This window comes from Streptomyces sp. NPDC006529 (assembly GCF_040611795.1).
In the GTDB taxonomy this organism is placed as follows: domain Bacteria; phylum Actinomycetota; class Actinomycetes; order Streptomycetales; family Streptomycetaceae; genus Streptomyces.
This window is the reverse complement of the sequence record NZ_JBEXPB010000021.1, coordinates 55,058-82,027: the sequence shown is the minus strand read 5'-3', so window position 1 is coordinate 82,027 and position 26,970 is coordinate 55,058. Positions and strand designations below refer to the sequence as shown.

Annotated in this window: 21 protein-coding genes, 2 tRNA genes and 1 pseudogene; 3 read left to right on the top strand and 21 right to left on the bottom strand. The window is 72.8% G+C overall.

Going from position 1 to position 26,970, the window contains the following annotated elements:
• Nucleotides 1-416: 416 nt before the first annotated feature.
• The 3 genes from hemW to lepA all read right to left on the bottom strand — a co-directional run bounded on the left by hemW (nucleotide 417) and on the right by lepA (nucleotide 5,748).
• Nucleotides 417-1,649 carry a radical SAM family heme chaperone HemW gene (gene hemW / locus ABZY31_RS17020; RefSeq protein WP_356410683.1) on the bottom strand — a complete coding sequence of 411 codons (1,233 nt, stop codon included), beginning with the start codon at nucleotides 1,647-1,649 and terminating at the stop codon, nucleotides 417-419.
• 78 nt (nucleotides 1,650-1,727) lie between these two features.
• Nucleotides 1,728-3,617, bottom strand: coding sequence for an AMP-binding protein (locus ABZY31_RS17015; RefSeq protein ID WP_356410680.1), 1,890 nt, complete (start codon nucleotides 3,615-3,617; stop codon nucleotides 1,728-1,730).
• Between the two features lie 265 nt (nucleotides 3,618-3,882).
• The gene (lepA, locus tag ABZY31_RS17010) at nucleotides 3,883-5,748 is read right to left on the bottom strand and encodes a translation elongation factor 4 (protein ID WP_356410677.1); all 1,866 of its coding nucleotides are present in this window, start codon (nucleotides 5,746-5,748) and stop codon (nucleotides 3,883-3,885) included.
• Between the two features lie 244 nt (nucleotides 5,749-5,992).
• On the opposite strand from lepA, the gene rpsT reads away from it, so the two are divergent.
• Nucleotides 5,993-6,259: a 30S ribosomal protein S20 gene (rpsT, locus tag ABZY31_RS17005; RefSeq protein ID WP_356410674.1), complete on the top strand. Its 267-nt coding sequence runs from the start codon at nucleotides 5,993-5,995 to the stop codon at nucleotides 6,257-6,259.
• Between the two features lie 460 nt (nucleotides 6,260-6,719).
• On the opposite strand, the gene holA is transcribed toward rpsT, so the two are convergent.
• The gene (gene holA, locus ABZY31_RS17000) at nucleotides 6,720-7,718 is read right to left on the bottom strand and encodes a DNA polymerase III subunit delta (protein ID WP_356410671.1); all 999 of its coding nucleotides are present in this window, start codon (nucleotides 7,716-7,718) and stop codon (nucleotides 6,720-6,722) included.
• A gap of 61 nt (nucleotides 7,719-7,779) precedes the next feature.
• Between holA and ABZY31_RS16995 the strand changes: the two genes are divergently transcribed.
• Entirely contained in the window at nucleotides 7,780-8,022 is a 243-nt protein-coding gene (locus tag ABZY31_RS16995) for a hypothetical protein (protein WP_356410669.1), read from the top strand.
• 47 nt (nucleotides 8,023-8,069) lie between these two features.
• Here the strand turns inward: ABZY31_RS16995 and ABZY31_RS16990 are convergent, their stop codons facing one another.
• The 14 genes and pseudogenes from ABZY31_RS16990 to ABZY31_RS16925 all read right to left on the bottom strand — a co-directional run bounded on the left by ABZY31_RS16990 (nucleotide 8,070) and on the right by ABZY31_RS16925 (nucleotide 22,491).
• Nucleotides 8,070-8,930 carry a YceI family protein gene (locus ABZY31_RS16990; RefSeq protein ID WP_356410764.1) on the bottom strand — a complete coding sequence of 287 codons (861 nt, stop codon included), beginning with the start codon at nucleotides 8,928-8,930 and terminating at the stop codon, nucleotides 8,070-8,072.
• A 181-nt stretch (nucleotides 8,931-9,111) separates the two neighbouring features.
• Nucleotides 9,112-11,502, bottom strand: a pseudogene (locus tag ABZY31_RS16985) (ComEC/Rec2 family competence protein); the annotation flags it as partial.
• A 53-nt stretch (nucleotides 11,503-11,555) separates the two neighbouring features.
• A complete protein-coding gene (locus ABZY31_RS16980; RefSeq protein WP_356410666.1) occupies nucleotides 11,556-12,605 on the bottom strand; it encodes a ComEA family DNA-binding protein in 1,050 nt (349 codons plus the stop codon).
• A gap of 119 nt (nucleotides 12,606-12,724) precedes the next feature.
• Nucleotides 12,725-13,570: a DegV family protein gene (locus ABZY31_RS16975; RefSeq protein WP_356410663.1), complete on the bottom strand. Its 846-nt coding sequence runs from the start codon at nucleotides 13,568-13,570 to the stop codon at nucleotides 12,725-12,727.
• Nucleotides 13,571-13,799: 229 nt separating this feature from the next.
• Complete coding sequence (locus tag ABZY31_RS16970; RefSeq protein ID WP_356410660.1) at nucleotides 13,800-14,519, bottom strand: hypothetical protein; 720 nt, start codon at nucleotides 14,517-14,519, stop codon at nucleotides 13,800-13,802.
• A gap of 196 nt (nucleotides 14,520-14,715) precedes the next feature.
• Nucleotides 14,716-17,589: a leucine--tRNA ligase gene (gene leuS / locus ABZY31_RS16965; RefSeq protein WP_356410657.1), complete on the bottom strand. Its 2,874-nt coding sequence runs from the start codon at nucleotides 17,587-17,589 to the stop codon at nucleotides 14,716-14,718.
• A 258-nt stretch (nucleotides 17,590-17,847) separates the two neighbouring features.
• Nucleotides 17,848-17,920, bottom strand: a tRNA-Ala gene (locus tag ABZY31_RS16960).
• Nucleotides 17,921-18,115: 195 nt separating this feature from the next.
• Nucleotides 18,116-18,349, bottom strand: coding sequence for a hypothetical protein (locus ABZY31_RS16955; RefSeq protein WP_008738908.1), 234 nt, complete (start codon nucleotides 18,347-18,349; stop codon nucleotides 18,116-18,118).
• 133 nt (nucleotides 18,350-18,482) lie between these two features.
• Nucleotides 18,483-18,555: transfer RNA gene (locus ABZY31_RS16950), tRNA-Ala, on the bottom strand.
• Nucleotides 18,556-18,668: 113 nt separating this feature from the next.
• The gene (locus tag ABZY31_RS16945) at nucleotides 18,669-19,352 is read right to left on the bottom strand and encodes a histidine phosphatase family protein (RefSeq protein ID WP_356410761.1); all 684 of its coding nucleotides are present in this window, start codon (nucleotides 19,350-19,352) and stop codon (nucleotides 18,669-18,671) included.
• Nucleotides 19,349-19,795: a ribosome silencing factor gene (gene rsfS / locus ABZY31_RS16940; RefSeq protein WP_356410654.1), complete on the bottom strand. Its 447-nt coding sequence runs from the start codon at nucleotides 19,793-19,795 to the stop codon at nucleotides 19,349-19,351. The genes ABZY31_RS16945 and rsfS overlap by 4 nt, the downstream gene beginning before the upstream one ends.
• A 142-nt stretch (nucleotides 19,796-19,937) precedes the next feature.
• Nucleotides 19,938-21,572, bottom strand: coding sequence for an LCP family protein (locus ABZY31_RS16935; protein WP_356410651.1), 1,635 nt, complete (start codon nucleotides 21,570-21,572; stop codon nucleotides 19,938-19,940).
• Between the two features lie 30 nt (nucleotides 21,573-21,602).
• Nucleotides 21,603-22,220: a nicotinate-nucleotide adenylyltransferase gene (gene nadD / locus ABZY31_RS16930; RefSeq protein WP_356410648.1), complete on the bottom strand. Its 618-nt coding sequence runs from the start codon at nucleotides 22,218-22,220 to the stop codon at nucleotides 21,603-21,605.
• A gap of 103 nt (nucleotides 22,221-22,323) precedes the next feature.
• Nucleotides 22,324-22,491 carry a hypothetical protein gene (locus ABZY31_RS16925; RefSeq protein WP_356410646.1) on the bottom strand — a complete coding sequence of 56 codons (168 nt, stop codon included), beginning with the start codon at nucleotides 22,489-22,491 and terminating at the stop codon, nucleotides 22,324-22,326.
• Nucleotides 22,492-22,631: 140 nt separating this feature from the next.
• Between ABZY31_RS16925 and ABZY31_RS16920 the strand changes: the two genes are divergently transcribed.
• Nucleotides 22,632-23,744, top strand: a complete 1,113-nt coding sequence (locus tag ABZY31_RS16920) for a M48 family metallopeptidase (protein ID WP_356410643.1) — start codon at nucleotides 22,632-22,634, stop codon at nucleotides 23,742-23,744.
• On the opposite strand, the gene ABZY31_RS16915 is transcribed toward ABZY31_RS16920, so the two are convergent.
• The 3 genes from ABZY31_RS16915 to ABZY31_RS16905 form a co-directional block, all read right to left on the bottom strand.
• On the bottom strand, nucleotides 23,728-24,867 hold the full coding sequence (locus ABZY31_RS16915; protein WP_356410640.1) for a hypothetical protein: 1,140 nt from the start codon (nucleotides 24,865-24,867) through the stop codon (nucleotides 23,728-23,730). The genes ABZY31_RS16920 and ABZY31_RS16915 overlap by 17 nt on opposite strands.
• A gap of 86 nt (nucleotides 24,868-24,953) precedes the next feature.
• A complete protein-coding gene (locus ABZY31_RS16910) occupies nucleotides 24,954-25,529 on the bottom strand; it encodes a hypothetical protein (protein WP_356410637.1) in 576 nt (191 codons plus the stop codon).
• A 77-nt stretch (nucleotides 25,530-25,606) separates the two neighbouring features.
• The gene (locus ABZY31_RS16905; RefSeq protein ID WP_356410634.1) at nucleotides 25,607-26,881 is read right to left on the bottom strand and encodes a glutamate-5-semialdehyde dehydrogenase; all 1,275 of its coding nucleotides are present in this window, start codon (nucleotides 26,879-26,881) and stop codon (nucleotides 25,607-25,609) included.
• Between the last annotated feature and the right edge of the window lie 89 nt (nucleotides 26,882-26,970).

Below are 26,970 nucleotides of genomic sequence, written 5' to 3'. Positions count from 1 at the left end.
GCCGCCCACTCCAGCCTCGCCGGCGTTTGAGGCGCCCCCGGAGGGCAGACGGAGCGGCACCTGCCCCGCGACGTGCGTTGGACGCCGGGTGCGGCTGAGCGGACCCTCCGGGGGCGCCTCAAACGCCGGCGGGGCTGGATTTGGCGGGCTAAGCGCCCCCAGGGATACGGGCGCCAGCCGGGCGAAGCCCGGAGGGACGCGGAGGGGCAGCAGGCCCGGCCCGCGACCCAGGCTGGACGCCGGGTACGGCTCGGGGACCCTCCGGGGGCGCCTCAAACACCGGCGAGGCTGGATTTGGCCGGGCTCAGCGCCACAGATGCGGGCGCGGATGGGGCGAAGCCCGGAGGGACGCCGAGAGGCCAACGGGCTGGCGGGCCAGGCCCGTGAGCCCGGGCCCGGGAGGCCGAGCCGGCCCGTCAGTCGACCAGGTCGCGGACCACCGCGTCGGCCAGGAGCCGCCCGCGGAGGGTGAGGACGGCCCGGCCCTCGCCGAAGGGCACGGGCTCCAGGAGCCCGTCCGCCAGCGCCCGCCCCGCCGCGGCGCGCCCGGCCGCGGCCAGCAGGGACAGCGGCACGCCCCCCACCAGCCGCAGCTCCAGCAGGATCCGCTCGACCCGCCGGTCCTCGTCGGAGAGCCGCTCCCGCCCCGCCCCGGGCGACCGCCCCGCGGCCAGCGCGGCCGCGTACGCCCCCGGATGCTTCACGTTCCACCACCGCACCCCGCCCACGTGCGAGTGCGCCCCCGGCCCCGCGCCCCACCAGTCGGCCCCGCGCCAGTACAGCTCGTTGTGCAGGCAGCGCCCGGCCTCGGTGGTGGCCCAGTTCGACACCTCGTACCAGTGGTAGCCGGCCTCCGCCATGACCGCGTCCGCGATCAGGTAGCGGTCGGCGTGCACGTCGTCGTCGGTCATCGGGACCTCGCCCCGGCGGATCCGGCGGGCCAGCTGCGTGCCCTCCTCGACGATCAGGGCGTAGGCGCTGATGTGGTCGGGACCGGCGCCGAGCGCGGCGGCGAGCGTGGCCCGCCAGTCGTCGTCGGACTCCCCGGGGGTGCCGTAGATCAGGTCGAGGTTGACGTGCTCGAAGCCCGCCGCCCGCGCCTCCGCGACGCACGCCTCGGGGCGCCCGGGGGTGTGCGTGCGGTCCAGCACCTTCAGGACGTGCTGCTTGGCGCTCTGCATGCCGAAGGAGACCCGGTTGAAGCCGCCGGCCCGCAGTTCGGCCAGGTACGCCGGATCGACCGAATCCGGATTGGCCTCGGTGGTGATCTCGGCGTCCTCGGCCAGGCCGAACTCGTCCCGGATCGCCGCGAGCATCCGGACCAGGTCGGCGGCCGGCAGGAGCGTGGGCGTACCGCCGCCGACGAAGACCGTGCGGACGGCCCGCGGGTCGTCGCCGAGCACCTTGCGGGCGAGGCGCACCTCGTCGATGAGGGTGTCGGCGTAGTTCTCGCGGGAGGCGAGGACCCCGCCGGTGCCGCGCAGCTCGGTGGCGGTGTAGGTGTTGAAGTCGCAGTAGCCGCAGCGCGTGGCGCAGTACGGGACGTGCAGGTAGAACCCGAGCGGCCGGTCCGCCGCACCCACCAGGGCGTGCGACGGCAGCGAGCCGTCTTCGGGCAGGGGTTCCCCGTCGGGGAGGGCGGAAGGCATGCCCCCATTGTCCCGCACGCCGCCCCGCACGCCCGCCGCGGTCGGCGCTGCGTGCGGGACGGCCCGGTCCGGGGCCCGTCAGGCCTCGTTCGCGCCCGCGTACATCTCGTCGATGAGAGCCTTGAACTCGCGCTCGACGACCGGCCGCTTCAGCTTGAGGCTGGGCGTGAGGTCGCCGTGCTCGACGTCGAGGTCGCGCGGCAGGAGCCGGAAGGTCTTGACCGTCTGCCAGCGCTGGAGGCCCTCGTTGAGGGTCTGTACGTACGTCTCCACCAGCCGGTTGGTCTCGGGCGCGGCGACGACTTCGGCGTACGTCTTGCCCTCCAGCCCGTTCTCGGCGGCCCAGCCGAGGATGGCGGGGCCGTCGAGGGCGATGAGCGCGGAGCAGAAGTTCCGGTCGGCGCCGTGGACGACGATGTTGGAGACGTAGGGGCAGATCGCCTTGAAGCGGCCCTCGACCTCGGCGGGAGCGACGTACTTGCCGCCCGAGGTCTTGATCAGGTCCTTCTTGCGGTCGGTGATGCGCAGATAGCCGTCCGCGGACAGCTCGCCGATGTCGCCGGTGTGCAGCCAGCCGTCCGCTTCGAGGACCTCGGCGGTCTTCTCGGGCTGGTTGTGGTAGCCCTCCATGATCCCGGGGCCGCGCAGTAGGATCTCGCCGTCGTCGGCGATGCGGACCTCGGTGCCGGGGAGCGGCTTGCCGACGGTGCCGGTGCGGTAGGCCTCGCCGGGGTTGACGAAGCTGGCCGCGCTGGACTCCGTCAGGCCGTAGCCCTCCAGGATGTTGATGCCGGCGCCGGAGAAGAAGTAGGCGATCTCGGGGGCGAGGGCCGCGGAGCCGGAGACGGCGGCGCGCAGGTGGCCGCCGAAGGCGTCGCGGAGCTTGGCGTAGACGAGCGCGTCGGCGACCCGGTGCTTGGCGGTGAGGGCGAGGGGGGCCTTGGCGTGGCCGGTGCGGCGGAAGTTGTCCTGGGTGACCTTGGCGTACTCGCGGGCCACGGCGACCGACCACTTGAAGATCTTGTACTTGGCACCGCCGCCTGCCCTGGCCTTGGCCGCGACCCCGTTGTACACCTTCTCGAAGATGCGGGGGACGGCCGCCATGTAGGTGGGCTGGACGATCGGCAGGTTCTCGATGATCTTGTCGATCCGGCCGTCGACGGCGGTGACGTGCCCGACCTCGATCTGGCCCGAGGTCAGCACCTTGCCGAAGACGTGCGCGAGCGGCAGCCACAGGTACTGGACGTCGTCCGCGGAGATCATGCCGGTGGCCACGGTGGCCTTGGCCATGTACGACCAGTTGTCGTGCGGCAGCCGCACGCCCTTGGGGCGGCCCGTGGTGCCCGAGGTGTAGATGAGGGTGGCGAGCTGGTCGGCGGTGATCGCCGCGATCCGCTCGCGGACGGCCTCGGGGTACTTGGCCAGGTGCTCGGCGCCGCGCGCTTCGAGGTCGGCGAGGGAGAGCACCCAGCCGTCCGGGTCCCCGTCGGCCGCGATCGCGTCGGCGGCGTTCAGCACGATGACGTGCGCCAGGCTCGGCAGGTCGGCACGGTGCGCGCGGGCCTTGGCGAGCTGGGCGGCGTCCTCGGCGATCAGCACCCGGCTGTCGGAGTCGGCCAGGATGAACGCCGACTCCTCGCCGTTGGTGCTGGGGTAGATGGTGGTGGTCGCGGCTCCGGCGCACATGACGCCGAGGTCGGCGAGGATCCACTCGACGCGGGTGCTGGAGGCGAGGGCGACGCGCTCCTCGGGCCGCACCCCGAGGGTGACGAGGCCCGCGGCGATGGCGAAGACCCGTTCGGCCGCCTGGCCCCAGCTGAGCGACTTCCACTCGTCCGGGCCCTGGCCGGGGGCGGCGATGACCGGGTAGCGGTAGGCCTCGCCGTTCGGAGTCGCGGCGACGCGCTCAAGGAAGAGGGCCGCCACGGTGGGCGGGCGGTTCTCGATCATGGTCTGTGTGTCGCTCACGACATCCTCCGGACCGGTCCACGCGGCTAGGGCGTGAAGACGTGGGGACTGGCGGGTTTCTTGTGACTGGCGAGTAACCAACGAGCAGTGATCAGAGTAGATGGCCGCCCCACCCACGCGTAAGGGTCGGCAGGCGGCCGGTTCATAACGAAACGGGCCCCCGCGCGTGTGCGCGGGGACCCGTTCCGGTGACGCGGGGCGGCGGGGGGCGGGGCCGCGTCCCGGCCCTCCCCCGGCGCGCCGCGGGGCACGCTCCGGCCTGCGGCTACTTCTTCTTGCCGCCGGACTCGTCGCTGGACAGCACGGCGATGAAGGCCTCCTGGGGGACCTCCACGGAGCCGACCATCTTCATCCGCTTCTTGCCTTCCTTCTGCTTCTCCAGCAGCTTCCGCTTACGGGAGATGTCACCGCCGTAGCACTTGGCGAGGACGTCCTTGCGGATGGCGCGAATCGTCTCGCGGGCGATGACCCGGGAACCGATGGCGGCCTGGATCGGGATCTCGAAGGCCTGCCGCGGGATGAGCTCGCGCAGCTTCGCCACCAGGCGCACGCCGTAGGCGTAGGCGGCGTCCTTGTGCGTGACGGCGGAGAAGGCGTCGACCTTGTCGCCGTGCAGCAGGATGTCGACCTTGACCAGGCCCGAGGCCTGCTCGCCGGTGGGCTCGTAGTCGAGGGAGGCGTAACCGCGCGTCTTGGACTTCAACTGGTCGAAGAAGTCGAAGACGATCTCCGCGAGGGGCAGCGTGTAGCGGATCTCGACGCGGTCCTCGGACAGGTAGTCCATCCCCAGGAGGGTGCCGCGGCGCTGCTGGCACAGCTCCATGATCGCGCCGATGAACTCGGAGGGCGCGAGCAGGGTGGCGCGGACGACCGGCTCGTACACGTCCGAGATCTTGCCCTCGGGGAACTCGCTCGGGTTGGTGACGGTGACTTCCTTGCCGTCCTCCATGACGACCCGGTAGACCACGTTCGGCGCGGTGGCGATCAGGTCCAGGCCGAACTCGCGCTCCAGGCGCTCGCGCACCACGTCGAGGTGGAGCAGGCCGAGGAAGCCGACGCGGAAGCCGAAGCCGAGGGCCGCCGAGGTCTCCGGCTCGTAGACCAGCGCGGCGTCGTTGAGCTGCAGCTTGTCGAGGGCCTCGCGCAGGTCCGGGTAGTCCGAACCGTCGAGCGGGTAGAGGCCGGAGAAGACCATCGGGCGCGGGTCCTTGTAGCCGCCCAGGGCCTCGGTCGCACCGTTGTGCAGGCTGGTGATGGTGTCACCGACCTTGGACTGACGGACGTCCTTCACGCCGGTGATGATGTAGCCCACCTCGCCGACGCCGATGCCGTCGGCCGGGGTCATCTCCGGGGACGAGACACCGATCTCCAGCAGCTCGTGGGTGGCGCCGGTGGACATCATCCGGATGCGCTCGCGCTTGTTGAGCTGTCCGTCGACCACACGGACGTACGTGACCACGCCGCGGTACGAGTCGTAGACCGAGTCGAAGATCATCGCGCGGGCCGGGGCGTCCTTGGGGCCGACGGGGGCCGGAACGGTGGCGACGATCTTGTCGAGCAGCACGTCCACGCCGAGACCGGTCTTCGCCGAGACGCGCAGGACGTCCTCGGGCTGGCAGCCGACCAGGTTCGCGAGCTCCTCGGCGAACTTCTCCGGCTGGGCGGCCGGCAGGTCGATCTTGTTCAGGACCGGGACGATCGCGAGGTCCTTCTCCATCGCCAGGTACAGGTTGGCGAGGGTCTGCGCCTCGATGCCCTGGGCGGCGTCCACGAGGAGGATCGTCCCCTCGCAGGCGGCCAGCGAGCGGGAGACCTCGTAGGTGAAGTCGACGTGGCCGGGGGTGTCGATCATGTTCAGGATGTGCGTGCTGCCCTGGTCGTCCCCCGTGGTGGGGGCCCAGGGCAGACGGACCGCCTGCGACTTGATCGTGATGCCGCGCTCACGCTCGATGTCCATGCGGTCGAGGTACTGGGCACGCATCTGCCGCGAGTCGACGACGCCGGTGAGCTGGAGCATCCTGTCGGCGAGGGTCGACTTGCCATGGTCGATGTGCGCGATGATGCAGAAATTGCGGATCAGCGCCGGGTCGGTACGGCTCGGCTCGGGCACGTGGCTGGGGATCGCGGGCACGCAGTGTCCTGATTCTCGGGTCGCAGTCGGAAGCGTGGTCGGGAGCGGAAGTCGGTTCTCGTCGCCTTCGTCGGCGCGATGTCGGATCCATACGCAGACTCCCATGGTCCCATGGCCGGGGCAGTGCGGCCGGTTTGGGCCGGTCGGAGCGCGGCTGGTAGCCTGGGCAGCTGTGTGTCGCATGCCCTCTCAGCAGACGGCACACAATCCGAAGATCAAACTCTGAACCTGAAAAGGCTCTTTCGTGGCGAACATCAAGTCCCAGATCAAGCGGAACAAGACCAACGAGAAGGCGCGCCTGCGTAACAAGGCCGTCAAGTCGTCGCTCAAGACCGCGATCCGCAAGGCCCGCGAGGCCGCCGCCGCCGGTGACGTCGAGAAGGCCACCGTGGCTTCTCGCGCCGCTTCGCGTGCGCTCGACAAGGCTGTCTCGAAGGGTGTCATCCACAAGAACGCCGCCGCCAACAAGAAGTCGGCGCTGGCTCTCAAGGTTGCCGCCCTGCAGGGCTGAGCTTTCTGATGTGAACGCCGGAACGGAACCAGCGGGCCCTCTCTCCCGCTCCTGACCGGCACCCCGCGCCGCACACGGCCTGCGTTCGCCACGCGGGTGCGGCGCACACCAGCAGTACGCAGTACCAGCACCACCCGAAGGCCCCGACCGCCCCCCTTCCCCAGGGGAGCGACCGGGGCCTTCGCACGTGCGGGCGGGCCTCCGACCCCAGCAGGGCGAACCCAGCCCGGCCGGGGCGGGCGAACTCAGCCCCACCGGACGAACCCAGCCCCGCCGGCGTTTGAGGCGCCGCCGGAGGCAGGGAGGGGCGAGGGCCACCCGCAGGGCACAGCGGCGGGGCCGAAGTGCGGGCCGGAGCCGGGCCAGGGGCAGCCCGGACCGATGGCAGCCCGGGACTAGGGCCACGGGCCGCAGGCGGGCCGCGCCCGGGGTCAGCGGGACAGGGGCGGCGCGCCCAGGGTCAGCGGGCCGGCTGGTGGGGGCGGGCGGCGCGGGCCACCGCTACGACCGCCTTCTCCAGCGCGTACGCCGCGTCATCGCCCCCGCCCTTCACACCCGCATCGGCCTGCGCCACAGCCCGCAGCGCCTCCGAGACGCCGTCCGCGGACCAGCCCCGCATCTGCTGCCGGACCCGGTCGATCTTCCACGGCGGCATGCCGAGGTCACGGGCCAGGTCGCCGGGCCGGGCCCCGCGGGGGGCCGACGCCAGTTTGCCGATGGCCCGCACCGCCTGGGCCAGGGCACTGGTGATCAGCACCGGCGCCACCCCCGTGGACAGGGACCAGCGGAGGGCTTCGAGCGCCTCGGCCGCACGGCCCTCGACCGCCCGGTCCGCGACGGTGAAGCTGGAGGCCTCCGCCCGGCCGGTGTAGTAGCGGCCGACCACGGCCTCGTCGATGGTGCCCTCGACATCCGCGCACAACTGGGCCGCCGCGCTCGCCAGCTCCCGCAGGTCGCTGCCGATGGCGTCGACCAGGGTCTGGCACGCCTCCGGCGTGGCCGACCGGCCCAGCGTCCGGAACTCGCCCCGCACGAAGGACAGCCGGTCCGCGGCCTTCGTCATCTTCGGGCAGGCGATCTCCCGGGCACCCGCCTTGCGGGCCGCGTCCAGCAGGCCCTTGCCCTTGGCGCCCCCCGCGTGGAGGAGGACGAGGGCGATGTCCTCGTAGGGCGCGTCGAGGTACGCCTTGACTTCCTTGATCGTGTCCGCGGACAGGTCCTGCGCGTTGCGCACGACCAGGACCTTGCGCTCGGAGAAGAGCGAGGGGCTGGTCAGCTCGGCCAGCGTGCCGGGCTGGAGCTGCTCGGACGCGAGGTCGCGCACGTCGGTGTCGGCGTCGGCGGCCCGGGCGGCCGCCACCACCTCCCGCACCACGCGGTCGAGGAGCAGGTCCTCCTGGCCCACCGCGAGGGTGAGCGGGGCGAGCGGATCGTCGGTTGAGTTCTTCCTGGTGGCCATCGCCTCCAGCATCCCACGCCGTACTGACAGCGCCCGGCCCCGCATACCGGAGAATGATCCGGTGAACGTGCGACATGTACTGGTCCTGCCCGACCGCGACGCCGCCGACGAGGTGGCCCGGGAGCTGGTCGACCGCTTCGGCCTGCCCGAGGAACCGCAGCTGGTCCGCGACGCCCTGGCCGGCGAGGACGACGCCGAGGACGCCCAGTGGCTCGTGGTCGTGGAGGACCCGAAGGAGCTCCTGGACACCGCCGCCCTGGACGACCTCGCCGCCGATCACGACGGCTGGCTGGAAGCCCCTTAGCCGCGCCCCCAGCCCGCGCCGCGGGGCTCCCGTGCTCCTGCGGTCCGTCAGGCCTTGTGGATGATCTGGACGTCCAGCGCGACCTCCACGCTCATGCCGACCGCCGCGATGCCGTGCGCCAGTATCGACTGCCAGTTCAGGGTGAAGTCCTCGCGGTGCAGCTCGGCCGTCGCCCGGCAGGCCGCCCGGGTCTCGCCCTCCATGCCCGTGCCCACGCCCAGGTACTGGGCGTCCAGGGTGACCGAGCGGCTGACGCCGTGCAGGGTCAGGGCTCCCGCGACGGCCCAGCGGCTGCCGCTGCGGTGGATGAACCGCTCGCTGTAGAACTCCACCGTCGGGTGGCGCTGCGCGTCCAGGAAGTCCGCGGAGCGCAGGTGGTCGTCGCGCAGCCGGACCCCGGTGTCGATGCTCGCCGCGTCCATGATCACGTGCATGGAGGAGTCCTCCATGCGGTCGGCTATCCGCACCGCCCCGGCGAAGGTGTTGAACCGGCCGTGGATCCTGGCCATCCCGATGTGCCGGGCCGTGAAGCCGATGGAGGAGTGGGAGGGGTCCAGCTCCCAGTGCCCGGGCTTCGGCAGCAGCGGCGGCTCGACCGCCGCGAGCACGATCTCCGCCCCGCCGTGCTGCGTGCCGTCCCCGATGGTCGTCGCCCCCAGGTAGGGCGCGTACCCCTCGGCCGTGACGGCCAGCCGGTACTCCCCCTCCGGCACCGCGGCGACGAATCCGCCGTAGGGGTCGGTCTCCCCGCTGACGATCCGTCGGCCGATCGGATCGGTGACCTCGAACCGGGCCTGGCGGACCGGCTGGTGGACGGCGTCGAGCACCCGGCAACTGAGCAGACCCGCCATCGGCGGCAGCATCAGCGTCGCGGATCCGGGCGGGCTGGAACCCGCACCCGTCTCCATACCCCGTCGGCGACTGAACATGGTTGATGCACCCCCGTGCGCTGTGTGAACTTGAGTGGTCGTGAATCGGTCTGGCGGAAACGCATTCGATCACGCTGTCGAGTTGGGAGCAAACAGAACGGTCACACCCCCTGCCGGCCCCGGGACGCCTCCGCCTCCCGCGCCGGCGACCGGCCGGAAATGCACGTAGCCCGGAGCCCGATCCCGCGACCGCCACCGCCCCGTCGGCATCGGTGCGCAGGACGGCCGCCCCCGCCGCCCGCAGCCGCGCGAGCGTCACCGGCGCCGGGTGACCGTAGCGGTTGTGCGCCCCGACCGGAACGATCGCGATGCGGGCGGCGATCCCCGCCTGCAGCGCGAAGTCCTGGTGCGCGGAGCCGTGGTGGGCCACTTTCAGGACGTCCACGGGCCCCCACCGGGGACGGTCCCTCAGCAACCGGCCCTGCGAGGCCGGTTCGAGGTCGCCGAGCAGGAGCAGCCGCAGCCCGCCGCTGTCGACCAGCAGGGCCACGCTCGCGTCGTTGGGGCCCTCGGGCGCCGGTCCCGCTCCCGGCCCGGCGGGCGGCGGCCAGAGCACCTCCCAGGCCAGCGGCCCGATCCGGCGCCGCTCCCCCGCGCGGGCCACCTCCACCGCGATGCCCGCGGCGGCCGCGGCCCGCCGGACGAACTCGGCCTGGCCCGGCGGCTGCGCCAGCGTGGTGGTCTGGATCAGGCCGACGGCCCGCCCGCGCAGTACTCCGGCCAGCCCGCCCACGTGGTCCGCGTGAAAGTGCGTCAGGAGCAGCAGCGGTACCCGCCGCACCCCCAGGGCCCGCAGGCACGCGTCCACCGGCCCCGGATCCGGACCGGTGTCCACGACCACCGCGGTGCCCGGCCCGGCGGCCAGCACGCCCGCGTCCCCCTGGCCCACCGCGCACTGCACGTACCGCCACCCCGGCGGCGGCCAGCCGGTGAGGGTCCGGGTGAGCTGCGGGGGCCGCAGCAGGGCGAGGAGCAGGAGCAGGGCCGTCGCCGCGCAGGCCCAGCGGTACCGGCCCAGGCGCGCCGCCAGCCCTACGGCGCCCAGGGTGACCAAGGCCAGCAACAGGCCCCCGCCGATCCCGCCGGGCCAGGACAGCTCCGCCCCGGGCAACCCCGCCCCCGTCCGGGCGACGGCGGCGATCCACCCGGCGGGCACCCCGGCGCACCAGGCCAGCACCCGCGCCCCGGCCGGCCACACCGGGGCCACGGCGAGCGCGCCGAAGCCCAGCACCGTCGCGGGACCGGCGGCCAGCTCGGCCAGCAGATTGCACGGGACCGCCACCAGGCTCACCCGGGCCGCGAGCACCGCCACCACCGGCGAACACACCGCCTGCGCGGCCGCGGCGGCGCCCAGCGCCTCGGCGAGCCGGAAGGGCACCCCGCGCCCGCGCAGGGCCTCGCTCCACCGGGGCGCCAGCGTCAGCAGGGCGCCCGTGGCCAGTACCGAGAGCAGGAAGCCGTAGCTCCGCGCCAGCCAGGGGTCGTACAGCACGAGCAGCACCACGGCCGCGGCCAGGGCGGGGATCAGGGATCTGCGCCGCCCGGTGGCCAGGGCCAGCAGGGTGACCGCCCCGCACGCCGCGGCCCGCAGCACGCTGGGCTCGGGTCGGCACACGACCACGAAGGCCAGGGTGAGCGCCGCCCCGCCCAGCGCCGTGCCGCGCAGCGAGAGCCCGAGCCGGGGAGCCAGCCCGCGCCGCTCGGCCTGTTGCGCGGTGCTCGCGGGGCCGATCAGCAGGAACAGGACGACGGTGAGGTTGGACCCGGACACCGCCAGCAGGTGCAGCAGGTCGGTGGCGCGGAAGGCGTCGTGCAGATCGGGCGCCACCCGCGAGGTGTCCCCCACCACCAGCCCCGGCAACAGCGCCCGCGGATCGGGCGCGAGCCCGTTGGTGGCCACGCGCAGCCCGGCCCGCAACCGCCCCGCGACCCGTTGCGCGAGATCCGGGCCCCCGATCAGGACGGGCGGGGCGTCCTCCACCGGGCGCAGCAGCGCCACCGCCCGCTCCCCCGCGCGCCCCGGAGCCAGCCGGACCACGGCCCGCACCCGGGTCGACGGCAGCAGCCCGGCCCAGCCGGGGTGTCCCGCCATGACCCGGACGGGGCTCTCCACCCGTGTCCGCCTCCCCTCGGAGTCCGTCACCCGGGTCACTTCGGCGTCCAGCATCAGCACGGGCGGTCCCGCCCCGGACGCGGCTCGCCGGGGGTCCGAAGCGACCGTCAGCTCCGCGGTGACCAGGGCGTGCTGCCGCGCGAGCCCGGTCACCGGACCGGAGCGGTCCCCGGCCCGCTCCAGGGCGGCCACGGCGGCTCCGGCGGCGGCGCACAGCAGGACCGCGGCGACGGCCACCCCCGCGGCCCACCGGGGTTCGCCCCGGCGGCACGCCACCAGCACGAACACCCCCGCACCCGCCACCGCCAGCCCCACCCCGCAGGCCGTCCACAGGGCCGGTGCCTCCAGCGCGAGCGCCGCCGCCCCCCACGCACCGAGGGCCGGCCCCACGAGCCGCAGGTCCACCACGGCCGGCCGGCGGCCCGGCGAACGGGCCACCGACCCGCCCGGGACCAGGCCCGACACCTCGCCCGGAGGCCCGTTCGCCCCGGTCACGGCCGGACCAAGGGGCGCAGATCGGCGAACCGTCGTTCCCCGATCCCGTTGACCTGGCGGAGTTCCTCCACGGAACGGAAGCCACCGCGCGCGGTGCGGTAGTCGACGATGTGCCGGGCCAGCACGGGCCCGACGCCGGGAAGTCCGTCCAGCTGCTCGACCGTGGCGGTGGCGAGGCTCACCGGAGCCGTCCCGGCACCGGCGGAACCGCCCCCGCCGCCCCCTCCCGGCGCGCCCCCGACCGGCGCGGGTGGCGCCGGGACACCGACCAGCACCTGTTCGCCGTCCACCAGGATCCGCGCCCGGTTCAGCCCGGAGAGGTCCGTACCCGGCCGCGCGCCCCCGGCGGCGGCCAGCGCGTCCTCGACCCGCGACCCGGCGGGCAGCCGCCGGATCCCCGGGTCCCGGACCTTTCCGCTGACGTCCACCACGATCCGCGGCCCGCTGGACGGAGCTGCGGGCACCGGCCCCACCACGACCCCGCCCGGGGAGGCGAACGCGGGAAACGGGGTGGACGCGGCCCCCGCCGGAGTCAGCGGCGGAGCGTCGACGGCGGGCGCGGTCACCGGCTTCGGCCCGGCCGACCAGTACTGCTGTCCGGCGAACCCCACGGCCGCCACCAGCACCACCGCGACGGCGCCGAGGGTCTTCGGCTCCAGCCCGCACCGCGTCTGCACCCACACCGGCATCCGCTCCCGCACCCCGAGCGCCCACCCGACCCGATCCGCTCGCGGCCCGACCGGACCCACACCCTCAGGACCACCAGCACCACCAGCACCACCAGAGTCGACACCGGAGCTGACCCCGGAGCCGCCCTCCACCCCGCCGTCCGGCGGGGCCTCCCGCGCACCCCCGGAGCCGTTCAGCAGGGCGTCCGCCCGGCGGCGCAGCGCCGGGGAGACGGGAGCGGCCCCCTGGCGGCGCGTACGGCCGTCAGAGGCACGGAACCGGCCGCCGGCAGTGCGGGACCGGCCGTCGGAGGAGTAGGGGCGGCCCGGGCCACTGGTGGCCCGGGAGGTCGGTGCGGTACGCGTACGAAGAGTCATGCGAACGACGGTAGGGACGAATGCGCCGCTCGGGGCGGAGCCCCCGATTCCGGTGGACGGCAGCCCCGTTGTGGACAACTCCGTCACCCGTGAGGGGGAAGCGGACCCCCGTGCGCGGGTCAGCGCGGTGAGACGACCGCCGCCAGCAGCCCCGGCCCGGTGTGTGCGCCGATCACCGCACCGACCTCGCTGACGTGCAGTTCCACCAAGCCGGGGACGCGCTCGCGGAGCCGTTCCGCCAGCTTCTGGGCGCGCTCCGGGGCCGAGAGGTGGTGCACCGCGATGTCCACGGCCCCCGAGCCGGCGCGCTCCACCGCCAGCTCTTCCAGGCGGGCGATGGCCTTGGACGCCGTACGCACCTTCTCCAGCATCTCGATGCGGCCGCCCTCCAGCGTGAGCAGCGGCTTGACGGCGAGCGCCGAGCCGAAGAGGGCCTGGGCCGCGCCGATGCGGCCGCCGCGGCGCAGGTAGTCCAGGGTGTCGACGTAGAAGTACGCCGACATGCCCGCCGCGCGCTTCTCCGCGGCGGCCACGATCTCGTCGGGGGAGCCGCCCGCGTCGGCGACCTCGGCGGCCGCGAGCGCGCAGAAGCCGAGGGCCATGGCGACCATGCCCGTGTCGACCACCCGCACGGGCACGGGCGCCGTCCGCGCCGCCACCACGGCGGCGTCGTAGGTCCCGGAGAACTCGGCGGAGAGGTGCAGGCTCACGATGGCGCTCGCACCGGCGTCCGCGGCCGCCTGGTAGGCCCGTACGAACTCTTCCGGGCCGGGCCGGGAGGTGGTGACCGACCGGCGCTTCTGGAGGGCCAGGGCGAGGCTGCGGGCCGAGATTTCCGTGCCCTCTTCGAGGGCCTCGTCACCGAGGACCACGGTGAGGGGCACGGCGGTGATTCCGTGCCGCGCCATCGCCTGTTGGGGCAGGTAGGCCGTGGAATCGGTGATGATCGCGACATGGCGGGACATGAGCCGGAGGGTACCGCCAGCGGGCCGCGTCCGGCAGCCCGGTCCGGCGGTGGCCCGCCCCGCCGCCTGTGCGGACCACCGGCCAAAGCCGTCCGGCGTCCGGCGCCCGCACGCGGCGCGGCACTGCCCCTACGAGCCCTGCGAGTCGGGCCGGTCGGGCCGGCCGCGCCTCGACCCGGGCACGAACCCCCGTCGAGCCCGTCTCAGGTGGTCGTCCGAAATGGTCGTCTCAGGTCGTCGTCTCAGGCCGCGCGGCCTTGTCCCACGGGTAGGCGGCCCGGCGCGCGGACTTCGGCAGCGCCGCCGCCGGCCCCTGCGCCCGCGGCGCGTCCGGGGCGGCGGAAGGCGAAGGGGCCGGCCCGGTGGGCGGCTCGGCCGCCCAGCCCGCGAGGTCGTCCACCGACGGGCGGGACCAGTCCCGCAGCGCTCCGGACTCGACCTCGATCTGCGCCGACAGCACGCTCAGGTCGTCCTCGGCGAACCGCCGGGCCCGGTCGCGCGCGGCCCAGCGCAGCGAATCCGATCCCTGGGTGACCTGGCCGACGCGTTCCCGCAGGTCCGGCAGGCGCTCGGCGATCCGCTTCTTGTCCGGTTCCTGTTCGAGCCGCTTCAGCTCGTCGTCCAGCTCGTGCCCGTGGGCGCTGAGCCGTTCGAACAGGGCGATCGACTCCTTCAGCGAGGCGTCCGTCTGCACGCCCTGGTAGAGGGCCTGCTGCGTGGACCTCATCGACATCCGCAGGTCCAGCCGCATCTGGGCGAGCGCCCCCGCCACCCCGACCTGGCCGAAGCTGCGCGCCTTCAGGCTGGTGTCCTCCACCGTCCGCCGCGCCTGCGTGATCGTCCGGTCGACGCCGCGCTTCGCCGCACCGACCACCTTCACGGTGACCCACACCCCCAGTCCCAGGGTGAACAGCACCATCAGGGCCATGATGATCAGCGCGGCCTCCATGAGGTTCCCTTTCCCCTGAAACGAGTGAAACGAACGGAACGAGTGAAACGAATGCGGCGGCCGGAGCCGGTACTTCTCCGCCCTCCCACCGTAAACGCCGCGGGCAGGCCAGGGGTTCCAATCGAACCCCCAACCTGCCCGTACGGGATGACCCCTAGACCGGGACCGCATGTTCCCGGTCTGCCAGCGGCCGACCTCAGATGACGATGTTCACCAGCTTCGGCGCCCGCACGATCACCTTACGGATCTCGGCCCCGCCCAGCGCCTCGACGACGCCCGCGTCGGTCACCGCCAGCTGCTCCAGGTCCGCGTCCGAGATCGTCGGCGGCACCTCCAGGCGGGCCTTGACCTTGCCCTTGACCTGCACGACGCAGGTCACGCTCTCGTCCACGACGTACGCCGGGTCCGCGACCGGGAAGTCCTGGTGGACCACCGAGTCCGAGTGGCCCAGCCGGTGCCACAGCTCCTCCGCGATGTGCGGGGCCAGCGGCGCGACCAGCAGCACCAGCCGCTCGGCGACCGAGCGCTCCAGCGGGCGGCCCGCCTTGGTCAGGGCGTTGTTCAGCTCGGTGATCTTCGCGATCGCCGTGTTGAACCGCAGCCCCGCCAGGTCGGCGCCCGCGCCGTCGATCGCCTTGTGCAGCACGCGCAGCGTGTCCTCGGCCGGCTCGGCGTCGACCACGGTGACCGCGCCCGTCTCCTCGTCGACGATGTTGCGCCACAGGCGCTGCAGCAGCCGGTACTGGCCGACCACCGCGCGGGTGTCCCAAGGACGCGAGACGTCCAGCGGGCCCATCGCCATCTCGTACAGGCGCAGCGTGTCCGCGCCGTACTCCTCGCAGATCTCGTCGGGCGTGACGGCGTTCTTCAGGGACTTGCCCATCTTGCCCAGCTCGCGCTTGACCGGCTCGCCCTCGAAGAAGAACTTGCCGTCGCGCTCCTCGACCTCGGTGGCGGAGACCGGGAAGCCGCGCGCGTCACGGTAGACGTACGCCTGGATCATGCCCTGGTTGTACAGCTTGTGGAACGGCTCGACCGAGGACACGTGGCCCAGGTCGAACAGCACCTTCGACCAGAAGCGCGCGTACAGCAGGTGCAGCACCGCGTGCTCGGCGCCGCCGACGTACAGGTCGACGCCGCCGTGCGGCTGGCCCTCGCGCGGGCCCATCCAGTACTGCTCGACGGCCGGGTCGACCAGGGCCTCGGAGTTGTCCGGGTCCAGGTAGCGCAGCTCGTACCAGCAGGAACCGGCCCAGTTCGGCATGGTGTTGGTCTCGCGGCGGTAGCGCCGGACGCCGTCGCCCCGGCCCAGGTCCAGCTCGACCTCGACCCAGTCCGCCTTGCGCGACAGCGGGGTCTCCGGCTTGCTGGTCGCGTCGTCCGCCTCGAAGGTGCGCGGCGAGTAGTCCTCGACCTCGGGCAGTTCCAGCGGCAGCATCGATTCGGGCAGCGCGTGCGCGACGCCGTCCTCGTCGTAGACGATCGGGAAGGGCTCGCCCCAGTAGCGCTGGCGGCTGAACAGCCAGTCGCGCAGCCGGAAGTTGACCGTGCCCTCGCCGATGCCGCGCTCGGCCAGCCAGTCGGTGATCTTCACCTTGGCGTCGACGACGCCCAGGCCGTCCAGGGACACGCCCTCGCCCGTGGAGTTCACCACGGCGGCGTCGTAGGAGACGAAGGCGTCGTCCCACTCCGCCGGGTCGGTGCCGCGTCCGTCCGAGGGCTGCACGACGCAGCGCATCGGCAGCTCGAAGGCGCGCGCGAAGGCGAAGTCGCGGCTGTCGTGCGCCGGGACGGCCATGATCGCGCCGGTGCCGTAGCCCATCAGCACGTAGTCGGCGATGAAGACCGGGACCTGGTCGCCGCTGACCGGGTTGACCGCGTAGGCGCCGGTGAAGACGCCGGTCTTCTCCTTGGCGTCCGCCTGCCGCTCGACGTCCGACTTGGACGCGGCCTGCTTGCGGTACGCGTTGACCGCCTCGGCGGGGGTGGCGTGGCCGCCGGTCCACACCGGGTGGGTGCCCTCGGGCCACGCGGCCGGGACGATGGAGCCGACCAGCTCGTGCTCGGGCGCCAGCACCATGTAGGTGGCGCCGAACAGGGTGTCGGGGCGGGTCGTGAAGACGGTGATCGCGCCGGCGCCGCCGACGGCGAAGTCGACCCGCGCGCCTTCGCTGCGGCCGATCCAGTTGCGCTGCTGGAGCTTGATGGCCTCGGGCCAGTCCAGCGCGTCCAGGTCGTCCAGCAGGCGGTCCGCGTAGGCGGTGATCCGCATGTTCCACTGGCTCAGCTTGGCCTTGAAGACGGGGAAGTTGCCGCGCTCGGACCGGCCGTCGGCGGTGACCTCCTCGTTGGCCAGGACGGTGCCCAGGCCCGGGCACCAGTTCACGGGCGCGTCCGAGGAGTACGCCAGGCGGTACTCGTTCAATACGTCGGCCCGCTCGCCGGCGGTCAGCGCGGCCCAGGAGCGGCCGCCCGGCACCTCGCGGGAGCCGTCCTCGAAGGCGGCGACCAGTTCGTCGATCGGGCGGGCCGTCTTCGCCTCGGTGTCGTACCAGGAGTTGTAGATCTGCAGGAAGATCCACTGGGTCCACTTGTAGTAGGCCGGGTCGATCGTGGCGAAGGAACGGCGCTTGTCGTGGCCCAGGCCGAGGCGGCGCAGCTGGACCTTCATGTTCTCGATGTTCGCCTCGGTCGACACGCGCGGGTGCGTGCCGGTCTGCACGGCGTACTGCTCGGCGGGCAGGCCGAAGGCGTCGAAGCCCAGCGTGTGCAGCACGTTGTGGCCGGTCATCCGCTGGTGGCGGGCGAAGACGTCGGTGGCGATGTACCCGAGCGGGTGGCCGACGTGCAGGCCCGCGCCGGAGGGGTACGGGAACATGTCCATGATGAACTTCTTGGGGCGCGCCACCACGGCCGGGTCCCCGGCGAGGTCACCGGTCGGGTTCGGGGCCTCGTAGGTCCCCTCCGCGTCCCATACGTCCTGCCAGCGTGCCTCGATGTCGGCGGCCATGGCAGCCGTGTAGCGGTGCGCCTCGGCCGCCTCGGGGGCCGTGGTGTTCGTCTCGCTCATGATTTCTGAAGCTCCATCGATCGTCTCTGCCGTCTCTGCCTGCCCAAACGAAAAAACCCCTCGCACAGGAGGGGGCGCCGCGCCGATGCCGACCGTCTCGCAGGTCGGCGCTCTTCAGCGCGGCTCGGTAAGCAGAAGGCGTACGGCACGCATGGCGTCAGGGTACCGCAGCGGCCCCGACGCCCGCTCGGCCGTCCGGCGGGCCGGGCACGACGAGAAGCGGGCCACCCGATCCGGGTGACCCGCTTCTCTTCACTGTGGAGCTATGGAGAATTGAACTCCAGACCTCCTGCATGCCATGCAGGCGCTCTACCAACTGAGCTATAGCCCCTCGATGCTGCTCTGTACTGCCCGTCGCCCCGGTGTTCCTCGCGGTTTCCCTTGGCGACGTCCCAAACATTACACGGTGATGGCCCTGGTCCAAAAATCGGTTTCGGCCGGGTTCCGGAGCCGCCCGGTCCGCCCGTCCAGGGCCTCGGTCCGCACCTGCGTCACACCCCCGTCACGCCTGCCCCGCGCCCGCGGGTCAGGCCCGCGCGAACTGGTAGAACCGCTTGAGCGTGCAGTGCTCGTCGAGCAGCCGGCCGTAGATCGGCTCCCCTTCGAGTTCCCGGTACGTCTCGATCGGGTCGCCCTTTATGATCAGCGCCCGCGCGCACTCTTCGCACCAGTACTGGTAGTCGGGGTTGACCGGGTCCATGTCCCGCACGATCGGCGTGCCGTTGTTGCACCAGTCGCACCGGCGCCGGTGTGCACCCATCCGTCAGCGACTCCCTCCCGCCCGGGGCCGCCCTCTCCCCTCCGGCCGTCCGATTCTGCCATGCCGTTGGCGGGCGGGGCAGCCGGGACAAAAGCAAGGATCCCGCCCCCTGTTGGGGACGGGATCCTGATTGTGGAGCTATGGAGAATTGAACTCCAGACCTCCTGCATGCCATGCAGGCGCTCTACCAACTGAGCTATAGCCCCGCTCTCCGCCGCGCTCCCCCCGTTTCCGGTGTTCCGCGCTGCGAACAAGAAGAACTCTAGCCTGCGACCCGCCCGAAAGTGAAATCCGGGTCTGCGGGCCGCCGGGAGCAACGTCAGACGTCGTCGCCGAGCACCGGTTCCGGCAGCGTGCCGGCGTTGTGCTCCAGCAGCCGCCAGCCCCGCGCGCCCTCACCGAGCACGGACCAGCAGCAGTTGGAGAGCCCGCCGAGGCCCTCCCAGTAGTGCGCTTCCAGACCGAGCAGACGGCCGATGGTGGTGCGGATCGTGCCGCCGTGGCTGACCACGACGAGCGTGCCGCCCTCGGAGAGCCGGTCCACGTGCTTGAGGACCACGGGAGCCGCCCGGTCGGCGACCTCCGTCTCCAGTTCGCCGCCGCCGCGCCGCACGGCCTCGCCGCGCTTCCACGCCGCGTACTGCTCGCCGTACTTCCCGAGGATCTCCTCGTGCGTCAGGCCCTGCCAGGCGCCGGCGTACGTCTCGCGCAGCGCGGCGTCGTGCTCGACGGACAGACCCGTGACGTCGGCCAGCTCCGCGGCGGTCGCGGCGGCCCGCTTGAGGTCGGAGGCGACGATGGCCTCGGGCCCCAGCGAGGCCAGCAGCCGGGCGGCGCGGCGCGCCTGCGCCACACCATCCTCGGTCAGCTCGATGTCCGTGGAGCCCTGGAAGCGGCGCTCCAGGTTCCAGGCGGTCTGGCCGTGGCGCCACAGGACGATCTTGCGGCCGGTCTTCTTGTCGCCGCCGGTGCCGGCGCCCGCGCCGGTGTCGATCGCGCTCAGAACAGATCACCGTCCAGGTCCTCGTCGCCCTGCGCGGCACGCAGTGCGGCGTGCTCCTCGGCCTTGCCCTTGGTGAGCTTGGCGTCCTCGGGCAGGTCGATCTCGGGGCAGTCCTTCCACAGGCGCTCCAGCGCGTAGAAGACGCGCTCCTCGCTGTGCTGCACGTGGACGACGATGTCGATGTAGTCGAGCAGGATCCAGCGGGCGTCGCGGTCGCCCTCGCGGCGCACCGGCTTGGCGCCCAGCTCCTTCTGGAGCTTCTCCTCGATCTCGTCGACGATCGACTTGACCTGGCGGTCGTTGGGCGCCGAAGCGAGCAGGAAGGCGTCGGTGATCGACAGCACATCGCTGACGTCGTACGCGATGATGTCGTGCGCGAGCCGGTCGGCCGCGGCCTGGGCGGCGGCGGTGATGAGCTCGATGGAGCGGTCCGTGGCGGTCACTGGCCATGCTTTCGGGTCGGCGGGCAGATCCTTACAAGGGTCTCATGTACCGCCGACACCGCCCGCGCCAAAGCCGTGGCGCGGGCGTAAATGCCGGTCAGGGGCGTGATCCGCGGCGCGATCGGGGTGCCGCCGCAGCCGATCAGGGGGCCTTGTAGTCCTTGCCCAGGGTGACCACGACGTCCGCGTTCACCGCGTTCTCGGCCTTCTTGACCACCGTTTCGGGCAGCCCCAGCGTCTTGGAGACGTCGATCGCCTTCGGCCGCTGGGCGTCGTCCTGGTAGGTGATCTGCGAGGTGCTCAGGGTCGCCGCGGCCTTGCCACCGTCCACGAAGCCGTAGCCGGCGTTCTGCAGCGCCGCCTTCGCCGCGAGCTGGGTCTTGTCGCTGCCGGTGGCGTCGCGCAGGCCCACCCGCGGGGCCGTGCCGGGTGCCGGGGCGGTCAGGGTGCCGCCGAGGACCTCCTTGACCACGGTCTTGTTGGCTTCGTCGGTCAGGGCGCCGTCGGCCTTCACCGGGAGCACGTCGGTGCGGTAGTCGCCGACCTTGGCGTGCTCGGCGAGCTTGGCCAGGGAGCTGCCGAGAGCCTTCTCGTTCAGCGAGGGGTCCAGGATCTGGGCGAGCGTCTCCACGGTGACCGTGGCGGCCGCCGGGTCGCTGGGGATCTTGCGCAGCACGGCGTAGAGGACCTTGCCGAAGCGCTCCAGCTGCTTGGCCTCCGGTTCGCCCTGCGCCCGGTAGGTGGCGTAGGCGACGGCCATGGGCCCGCTCAGGGTCTGCTTGGCGCCCTGGGCGACGGCCGGGGTCTTGGCCTTGTCGTCGGCGGGGACGGCGACGTCCGTGTCCACCTCGATCCCGCTCTCCAGCTCGACGAGCCGCTCCAGGAAGGGGGTGTCCAGCCGCCAGGTGCCGCCGATGCGGGTGCCGAGCATGGTGTCGAGGGCCTCTCGGGTGCCGCCGAGACCGTCCTCCTGCACGGAGGTGGCGAGGGGGGTGGAGGTGCCGTCGTCCTTGGGCACGACGAGCGTGTTGGGGAGCAGGACGGTGGCGCCGCGCTTGGTGGTGACGTTGTCGACCAGGAGGGCCGTGGAGGTGCCGCCCCGCTTGGTGTTGTGCAGGTGGACGACGATCATGTCGCGCTTCTGCGGCCCGGTGGCGGCCGCGGCGCCCTTCGCCTTCGACGACGCGTGCAGGAAGGGCAGCTCGTCCGCCCACCAGAGGTAGCCGAGGCCGCCCACGACGAACAGGGCGAGCACGACGATCAGCGCGACCACCCGGTTCTTGCCCCGGCGGCGGGCCTCCTCGCGGCGCTCGGTGCGGCTCTCGGTGAACTTGAGCCAGTCGATGACGTCCTCGGAGTCCTCGTCCGGCTGGTCGATGAAGGCGAACTGCGCGGTGTGGTAGCCGTCGGCGTCGGCCCGGCGCGGTTCGGGCACCTGCGCGGACCCGGGCGCCGCGGCCCGCTCGGGCTCCGGTTCGGGGGCCGGCTGCTGCGCGGGGGCGCTCTGCTGCGGGATCCACTGCTGGGTCTGCTGTTGTTGCTGCTGCGGCTGTTGTTGCTGCTGCTGCTGCGGGTAGTAGTACTGCTGTTGCTGCTGGTCGTAGCCCTGGTAGTCGTACGGCTGGACCGGCTGCTGGTACTGCTGCTGGTCGTACGCGGGCGGTTGCTGCTGCTGAGCGGGCACCGGGCCGTACACCGGCTGCCCGTACGCGTCGTAGCCGAGGAGCTGCTGCTCCTGGGCGGCGTACGGGTCGTACGGCTCCTGTCGGTCGTTCACCGCGGGGCCCCTCTCTGCGGAAGCGGAAGCTCAGGCTCCCCGGTACAGCTCACGCTTGTCGATATAGCGCACGACACCGTCCGGTACCAAGTACCAGACGGGGTCGCCCTGGACCACCCTCGCACGGCAGTCCGTGGACGAGATCGCCAGCGCGGGCACCTCGACCAGGGACACCCCGCCCTTGGGCAGGCCGTCGTCGGTGAGCACGTGCCCCGGCCGGGTCACGCCGATGAAGTGGGCGAGGGCGAACAGCTCCTCGGCGTCGCGCCAGGTGAGGATCTGCGCGAGGGCGTCGGCGCCCGTGATGAAGAAGAGGTCCGCGTCGTCGTTCAGCGCGCGCAGGTCCCGCAGGGTGTCGATCGTGTACGTCGGGCCGCCGCGGTCGATGTCGATGCGGCTCACCGAGAACTGCGGGTTCGACGCCGTAGCGATGACCGTCATCAGGTAGCGGTCCTCGGCGGCCGAGACGGCCCACTGGGACTTCTGCCACGGTTCGCCCGTCGGCACGAAGATCACCTCGTCGAGGTGGAAAAGGGCGGCCACCTCGCTGGCGGCCACCAGGTGTCCGTGGTGGATCGGGTCGAATGTGCCGCCCATCACCCCGAGCCGGCGCTTGACCGGGCCGGTAGGCATTTCCTGCTCTCCCATGAGCGCAGAGCCTACTGGCCCGGTGGCGCGACCAGGACCCCGGAATCGAGCACCTGCGCGACGGGCCGCGCGCGGGTCCCGGGGACCGGCTGGGGGGGGTCGGCTAGCGGTCGCGGTTCAGGCGCGTGGTCACCCAGAGCATCAGCAGCAGCAGGAAGAAGGCGCCGCCGCCGGTCAGGTAGGGGTTGAGGCTGTCGTGGCTGCCGCCGTGCTCACCGGCGCCCTCCGAGGCGAGGAGGACCAGGTCGTGGGCGGTGGACTGGAGGCTCATCAGGCTGGTTACCTATCGAGTCGGGGAGCGGGCGGAGACTTCCCTCACATCGTATGCGGGGCCCCGGGGCACGCTCACGCCGACTCAGGCGTTGGAGACGATGGACGCACGGCACAGAGCTGGACCGAGGGGGAAGCGCGATGACAGACGGCACGTCGTTCGAGAAGGCACCGGCCCGGGACCGCAGGAGGTTCCCCGGCATCTCGTCGCGGGCGTACGAGCACCCGGCGGACCGCTCGGCCCTCGTGGCCCTGCGCAGACTGAGCGGTTTCGACACCGTCTTCAAGGCCCTCAGCGGGCTCCTGCCGGAGCGCAGCCTGCGGCTGCTGTTCCTGTCGGACTCCGTGCGTGTGGGCGAGACCCAGTTCCCGCACCTGCACGCGATGCTGCTCGACGCCTGCTACGTCCTGGACCTGGAGAAGGTCCCGCAGATGTACGTCCAGCAGGACCCCAAGCCCAATGCCATGTGCATCGGGCTGGACGAGCCGATCATCGTGGTCACCACGGCCCTCGTCGAGCTGCTGGATGAGGAGGAGATGCGGGCCGTCGTGGGGCACGAGGTGGGTCACGCCCTGTCGGGGCACTCGGTGTACCGCACGATCCTGCTGTTCCTGACGAATCTGGCGCTGAAGGTGGCGTGGATCCCGCTGGGCAATGTGGCGGTCATGGCGATCGTCACGGCGCTGCGCGAGTGGTTCCGCAAGTCCGAGCTGTCGGCGGACCGGGCCGGGCTGCTGGTCGGGCAGGACGTCCAGGCCTCGATGCGCGGTCTGATGAAGATCGCGGGCGGCAACCACCTGCACGAGATGAACGTGGACGCCTTCCTCGCCCAGGCCGAGGAGTACGACGCGAGCGGGGACCTGCGCGACTCCGTCCTGAAGATCCTCAACGTCCTGCCGCGGACCCATCCCTTCACCACTGTGCGGGCCGCGGAGCTGAAGAAATGGGCCGAGAGCCGCGACTTCCAGCGGATCATGGCCGGTCACTACCCGCGCCGCGAGGAGGACAAGGACACCTCGGTGACGGACTCCTTCCGCCAGTCCGCGGCTCATTACGCCGACGCGGTGCGCACCAGCAAGGACCCGCTGATGAAGCTGGTCGGCGACATCGCGGGCGGTGCGGGCGACCTGGGCGGGATGCTGCGGGACAAGTTCACCGGCGCCGGCGCCGGCGCTCCTGGTCCGCGGGGTGACGGCGGGGACACCGGCGAGGGCGGCGCCCCGGGCAGGGGCGGGGCTACGGACCGGGGCTGACCGCGGGGCCGGCGGCCGGCGGCGGGGCCAGGACCCCGCAGAGGCCGGAGGTGCGTCGCGGCCTGCCCCCGGCGTACGGGTCGGTCGCGGCCGGGCCCACCGTGGTCGCGGCCGCCCCCGCGAGCAGCGGGCGGAATCCGGTGGCCGGGTCGGCGGAGCAGTCCTGTGGCCCGGCCATCACGTAGGCCGACAGCAGCTCCACCCGGTGGGCCACCAGGTCCTCGCGGTCGAAGCGCATCCGCAGTTCGCGCCGGACCGTGAAGAGGGAGGCGCTGTCGAGGCCGGGTCCGGCCTGGGCCGCGCGGACGGTGTAGGCGAAGGTGTGGTCGGTGGTGACCTCCAGGACGTCCGGCGTCACCTCCTCGAAGTGCAGGGTGCCGTTCACCCGGACGCGGGAGTCGGCGAGCACCGCGGTGGCCGGGTCGAAGCGGACCAGCCAGCCGGTGGCGGCGTGCTGTCCGTCCCCGCTGGGGGCGGTCATGCTGCGGTCGAACTGCGCCAGCAGGTCGGGGTCCAGCAGGACCCGCACCGGCCGGGAGGCGGCGCCGCCCAGCACGTCCGGGTCGAGCGAGGACTGGACGAGGTAGTCCTTGGCGGTGGCCAGGGCGGTCAGCACCTGGGGCTCGCTGAAGTGATCGGTGCGGCGCACCGCCGGGAGGGTGATGCCGGCCGCGCCGACCCGGTAGGAGGCGGCCGGGCCGTTCGCGTACAGGTCGGCGGGCTTGCCGCCGGGGACGGTCGTGGTCGGGGCCAGCGGCACGACGGTGGCGGTGAGTGGCTGGGCGCGTCCCGGGGGCGGGGGCACGTACGGATTGCTCAGGCCCAGGTAGACGGCCACGCCGAAGGCCATGGCGATCAGCAGCACCAGCAGCAGCCCCTGGCGGGCGGCGCGGCCCGGGGCACCGGTGGGCGGCCGGGGCGCGCCGGAGGACCACATGGAGCGGCTGCGCACGGCCCTGGCGTGCTCGCCCATGCGTTCCTCGGCGGAGAACTCCTGGAGCCGGGCAGCCCGGACGAAGTCCTCGTCGAACACCACCGACCGGTATTCGTCCGGCCGGTACTCGTCCTCGCCACCGCCGATGCCCTCGGGGGTGCCGTCGGGTGGGTCTCCTGGCACGGCCATCGCTTCTCCCCGCTGTCCCCGCTTCAGAGAAGCCCCCTGCCCGGACGTGCGCCGCAATCCGGTCGCGCGCGAGAGGGGTCGTACCTTCAGGGTTGGCGAACGGCGGGGTGCGTAAACTCGCCGGACCCGGTGACTTCCGTCAGCGGGGTACTGGCGGGGGCCGGCGCCGGGTGCGGCGCCGGGTCGGGGTCGCCGGAGGCACCGCGGTAGACGGCGGTGAAGGCGAGCGTGACCATGCCGACGCCCATCACGACGGCGAGCACCCAGGCGACGGGCCGCAGCCACCGGGCGCGGCCGCGGTAGGGGCGCAGGGAGCCCCCGTAGGCCCCGTACGGACCGTACCCATAGCCGTAGCCGTAGTCGCGCCCGGACTCGTCGAGGCCGTAGCCGTCGGGCGCGTAGCCGTACGGATAGCCCTCGGGGCCCTCGAAGTCGTCGTCGGCGACCCAGCCGCCCGCGACGGCGGCCGCGCGGGCCTCCGCCTCGGCGCGTGCCCGGTCACCCGCCCGCTGGCGCTCCAGGGCGCTCGGCTCATGGATCTCGGCGTTCCGGACGAAGTCCTCGTCGAACACCACGGAGGCGAAGTCCTGATCCGCGCCTCCGCGGTCGTCGTCGGGCTCCCCGTCGTCCGGGAACGGTTTGCCCCCCACGTCGTCCGGCACATCGCCAGCGTAGCCCCGGGGGGCCGCTTTGGGCAGGTCATCCGCCGAAATCCGGCCACCCGGGGTACTCGGGGCCGCTACCGGACGTGACCGTCGCCGGTGACGATGTACTTGGTCGAGGTCAGCTCCGGGAGCCCCATGGGGCCCCGGGCGTGCAGCTTCTGGGTGGAGATGCCGATCTCCGCGCCGAAGCCGAACTGACCACCGTCGGTGAACCGGGTGGACGCGTTCACGGCGACCGTGGTCGAGTCGACCAACTGGGTGAAGCGGCGCGCGGCGGCCTGCGAGGTGGTGACGATGGCCTCGGTGTGCCCGGAGGTCCAGCGCCGGATGTGGGCGACGGCGTCGTCGAGGGAGTCCACGACCCCCGCGGCGATGTCGTAGGACAGGTACTCGGCGGCCCAGTCCTCGTCGGTGGCGGCCAGCGCGGTCACCTTGGACTCCTCGGCGTACGAGAGCACCTCGGCGTCACCGTGCACCGTCACCCCGGCGTCCGCGAGGGCGTCCAGCGCCAGCGGGAGGAAGGCGTGCGCGATGTCGCGGTGGACCAGGAGGGTCTCGGCGGAGTTGCAGACGGAGGGGCGCTGCGCCTTGGAGTTGACGAGGATGTTCACCGCCATGGCGAGGTCGGCCTGCGCGTCCACGTAGACGTGGCAGTTGCCGGTGCCGGTCTCGATGACGGGGACGGTGGACTCCTCGACGACCGTCTTGATGAGGGAGGCGCCGCCGCGCGGGATGAGGACGTCGACGAGGCCGCGGGCGCGCATCAGCTCGCGGACGGAGTCGCGGCTCTCGCCGGGGACCAGCTGGACAGCGTCGGCGGGCAGGCCCGCGCTTTCGACCGCGTCCCGCACGATCGCGACGAGGGCGGTGTTCGAGGCGTAGGCGGAGGAGCTGCCCCTCAGCAGGACGGCGTTGCCGGACTTCAGGCAGAGGGCGGCGGCGTCGACGGTGACGTTGGGGCGGGCCTCGTAGATGATGCCGACGACGCCGAGGGGGACGCGGACCTGGCGCAGGTCGATGCCGTTGGGGAGGGTGGAGCCGCGCAGCACCTCGCCGACCGGGTCGGGCAGCGCCGCGACGTCGCGGACGTCGGAGGCGATGGCCGCGATGCGGTCGGGGGTGAGGGTGAGGCGGTCGATGACGGTCTCGCTGGTGCCGGCGGCGGCGGCCTTGGCGGTGTCGACGGCGTTGGCCTCGATGACCTCGGCCGTACGGGCCTCCAGCGCGTCCGCGATCGCCAGCAGGGCCTTGTCCTTGGCGGACCGCGGGAGGGGGGCGAGGGTGGCTGCGGCCGTCTTCGCGCGGGTGGCGGTGGCGGTGACGGGGGTGGCGTCGTTGAGCGAGGTCATGGGTGCAGGGTAGTCCCAGGGGGCGGGTCGGTGGCCGGGCTTCCACCCCGCGAGACGGGTCCCTCCGGGCTCCGCCCGGCCCCGGTCCT

Bases quoted from the DNA above. Each gene is read 5' to 3' on its own strand.
- ABZY31_RS16920 (WP_356410643.1), top strand. From the start codon at position 22,632: ATGACAGACGGCACGTCGTTCGAGAAGGCACCGGCCCGGGACCGCAGG.
- ABZY31_RS16990 (WP_356410764.1), bottom strand. From the start codon at position 8,930: ATGGAGACGGGTGCGGGTTCCAGCCCGCCCGGATCCGCGACGCTGATG.
- leuS (WP_356410657.1), bottom strand. From the start codon at position 17,589: ATGAGCGAGACGAACACCACGGCCCCCGAGGCGGCCGAGGCGCACCGC.
- holA (WP_356410671.1), bottom strand. From the start codon at position 7,718: ATGGCCACCAGGAAGAACTCAACCGACGATCCGCTCGCCCCGCTCACC.
- ABZY31_RS16975 (WP_356410663.1), bottom strand. From the start codon at position 13,570: ATGTCCCGCCATGTCGCGATCATCACCGATTCCACGGCCTACCTGCCC.
- ABZY31_RS16970 (WP_356410660.1), bottom strand. From the start codon at position 14,519: ATGGAGGCCGCGCTGATCATCATGGCCCTGATGGTGCTGTTCACCCTG.
- ABZY31_RS16925 (WP_356410646.1), bottom strand. From the start codon at position 22,491: ATGAGCCTCCAGTCCACCGCCCACGACCTGGTCCTCCTCGCCTCGGAG.
- ABZY31_RS16915 (WP_356410640.1), bottom strand. From the start codon at position 24,867: ATGGCCGTGCCAGGAGACCCACCCGACGGCACCCCCGAGGGCATCGGC.
- hemW (WP_356410683.1), bottom strand. From the start codon at position 1,649: ATGCCTTCCGCCCTCCCCGACGGGGAACCCCTGCCCGAAGACGGCTCG.
- nadD (WP_356410648.1), bottom strand. From the start codon at position 22,220: ATGGGAGAGCAGGAAATGCCTACCGGCCCGGTCAAGCGCCGGCTCGGG.
- ABZY31_RS16905 (WP_356410634.1), bottom strand. From the start codon at position 26,881: ATGACCTCGCTCAACGACGCCACCCCCGTCACCGCCACCGCCACCCGC.
- ABZY31_RS16980 (WP_356410666.1), bottom strand. From the start codon at position 12,605: ATGACTCTTCGTACGCGTACCGCACCGACCTCCCGGGCCACCAGTGGC.
- ABZY31_RS16955 (WP_008738908.1), bottom strand. From the start codon at position 18,349: ATGGGTGCACACCGGCGCCGGTGCGACTGGTGCAACAACGGCACGCCG.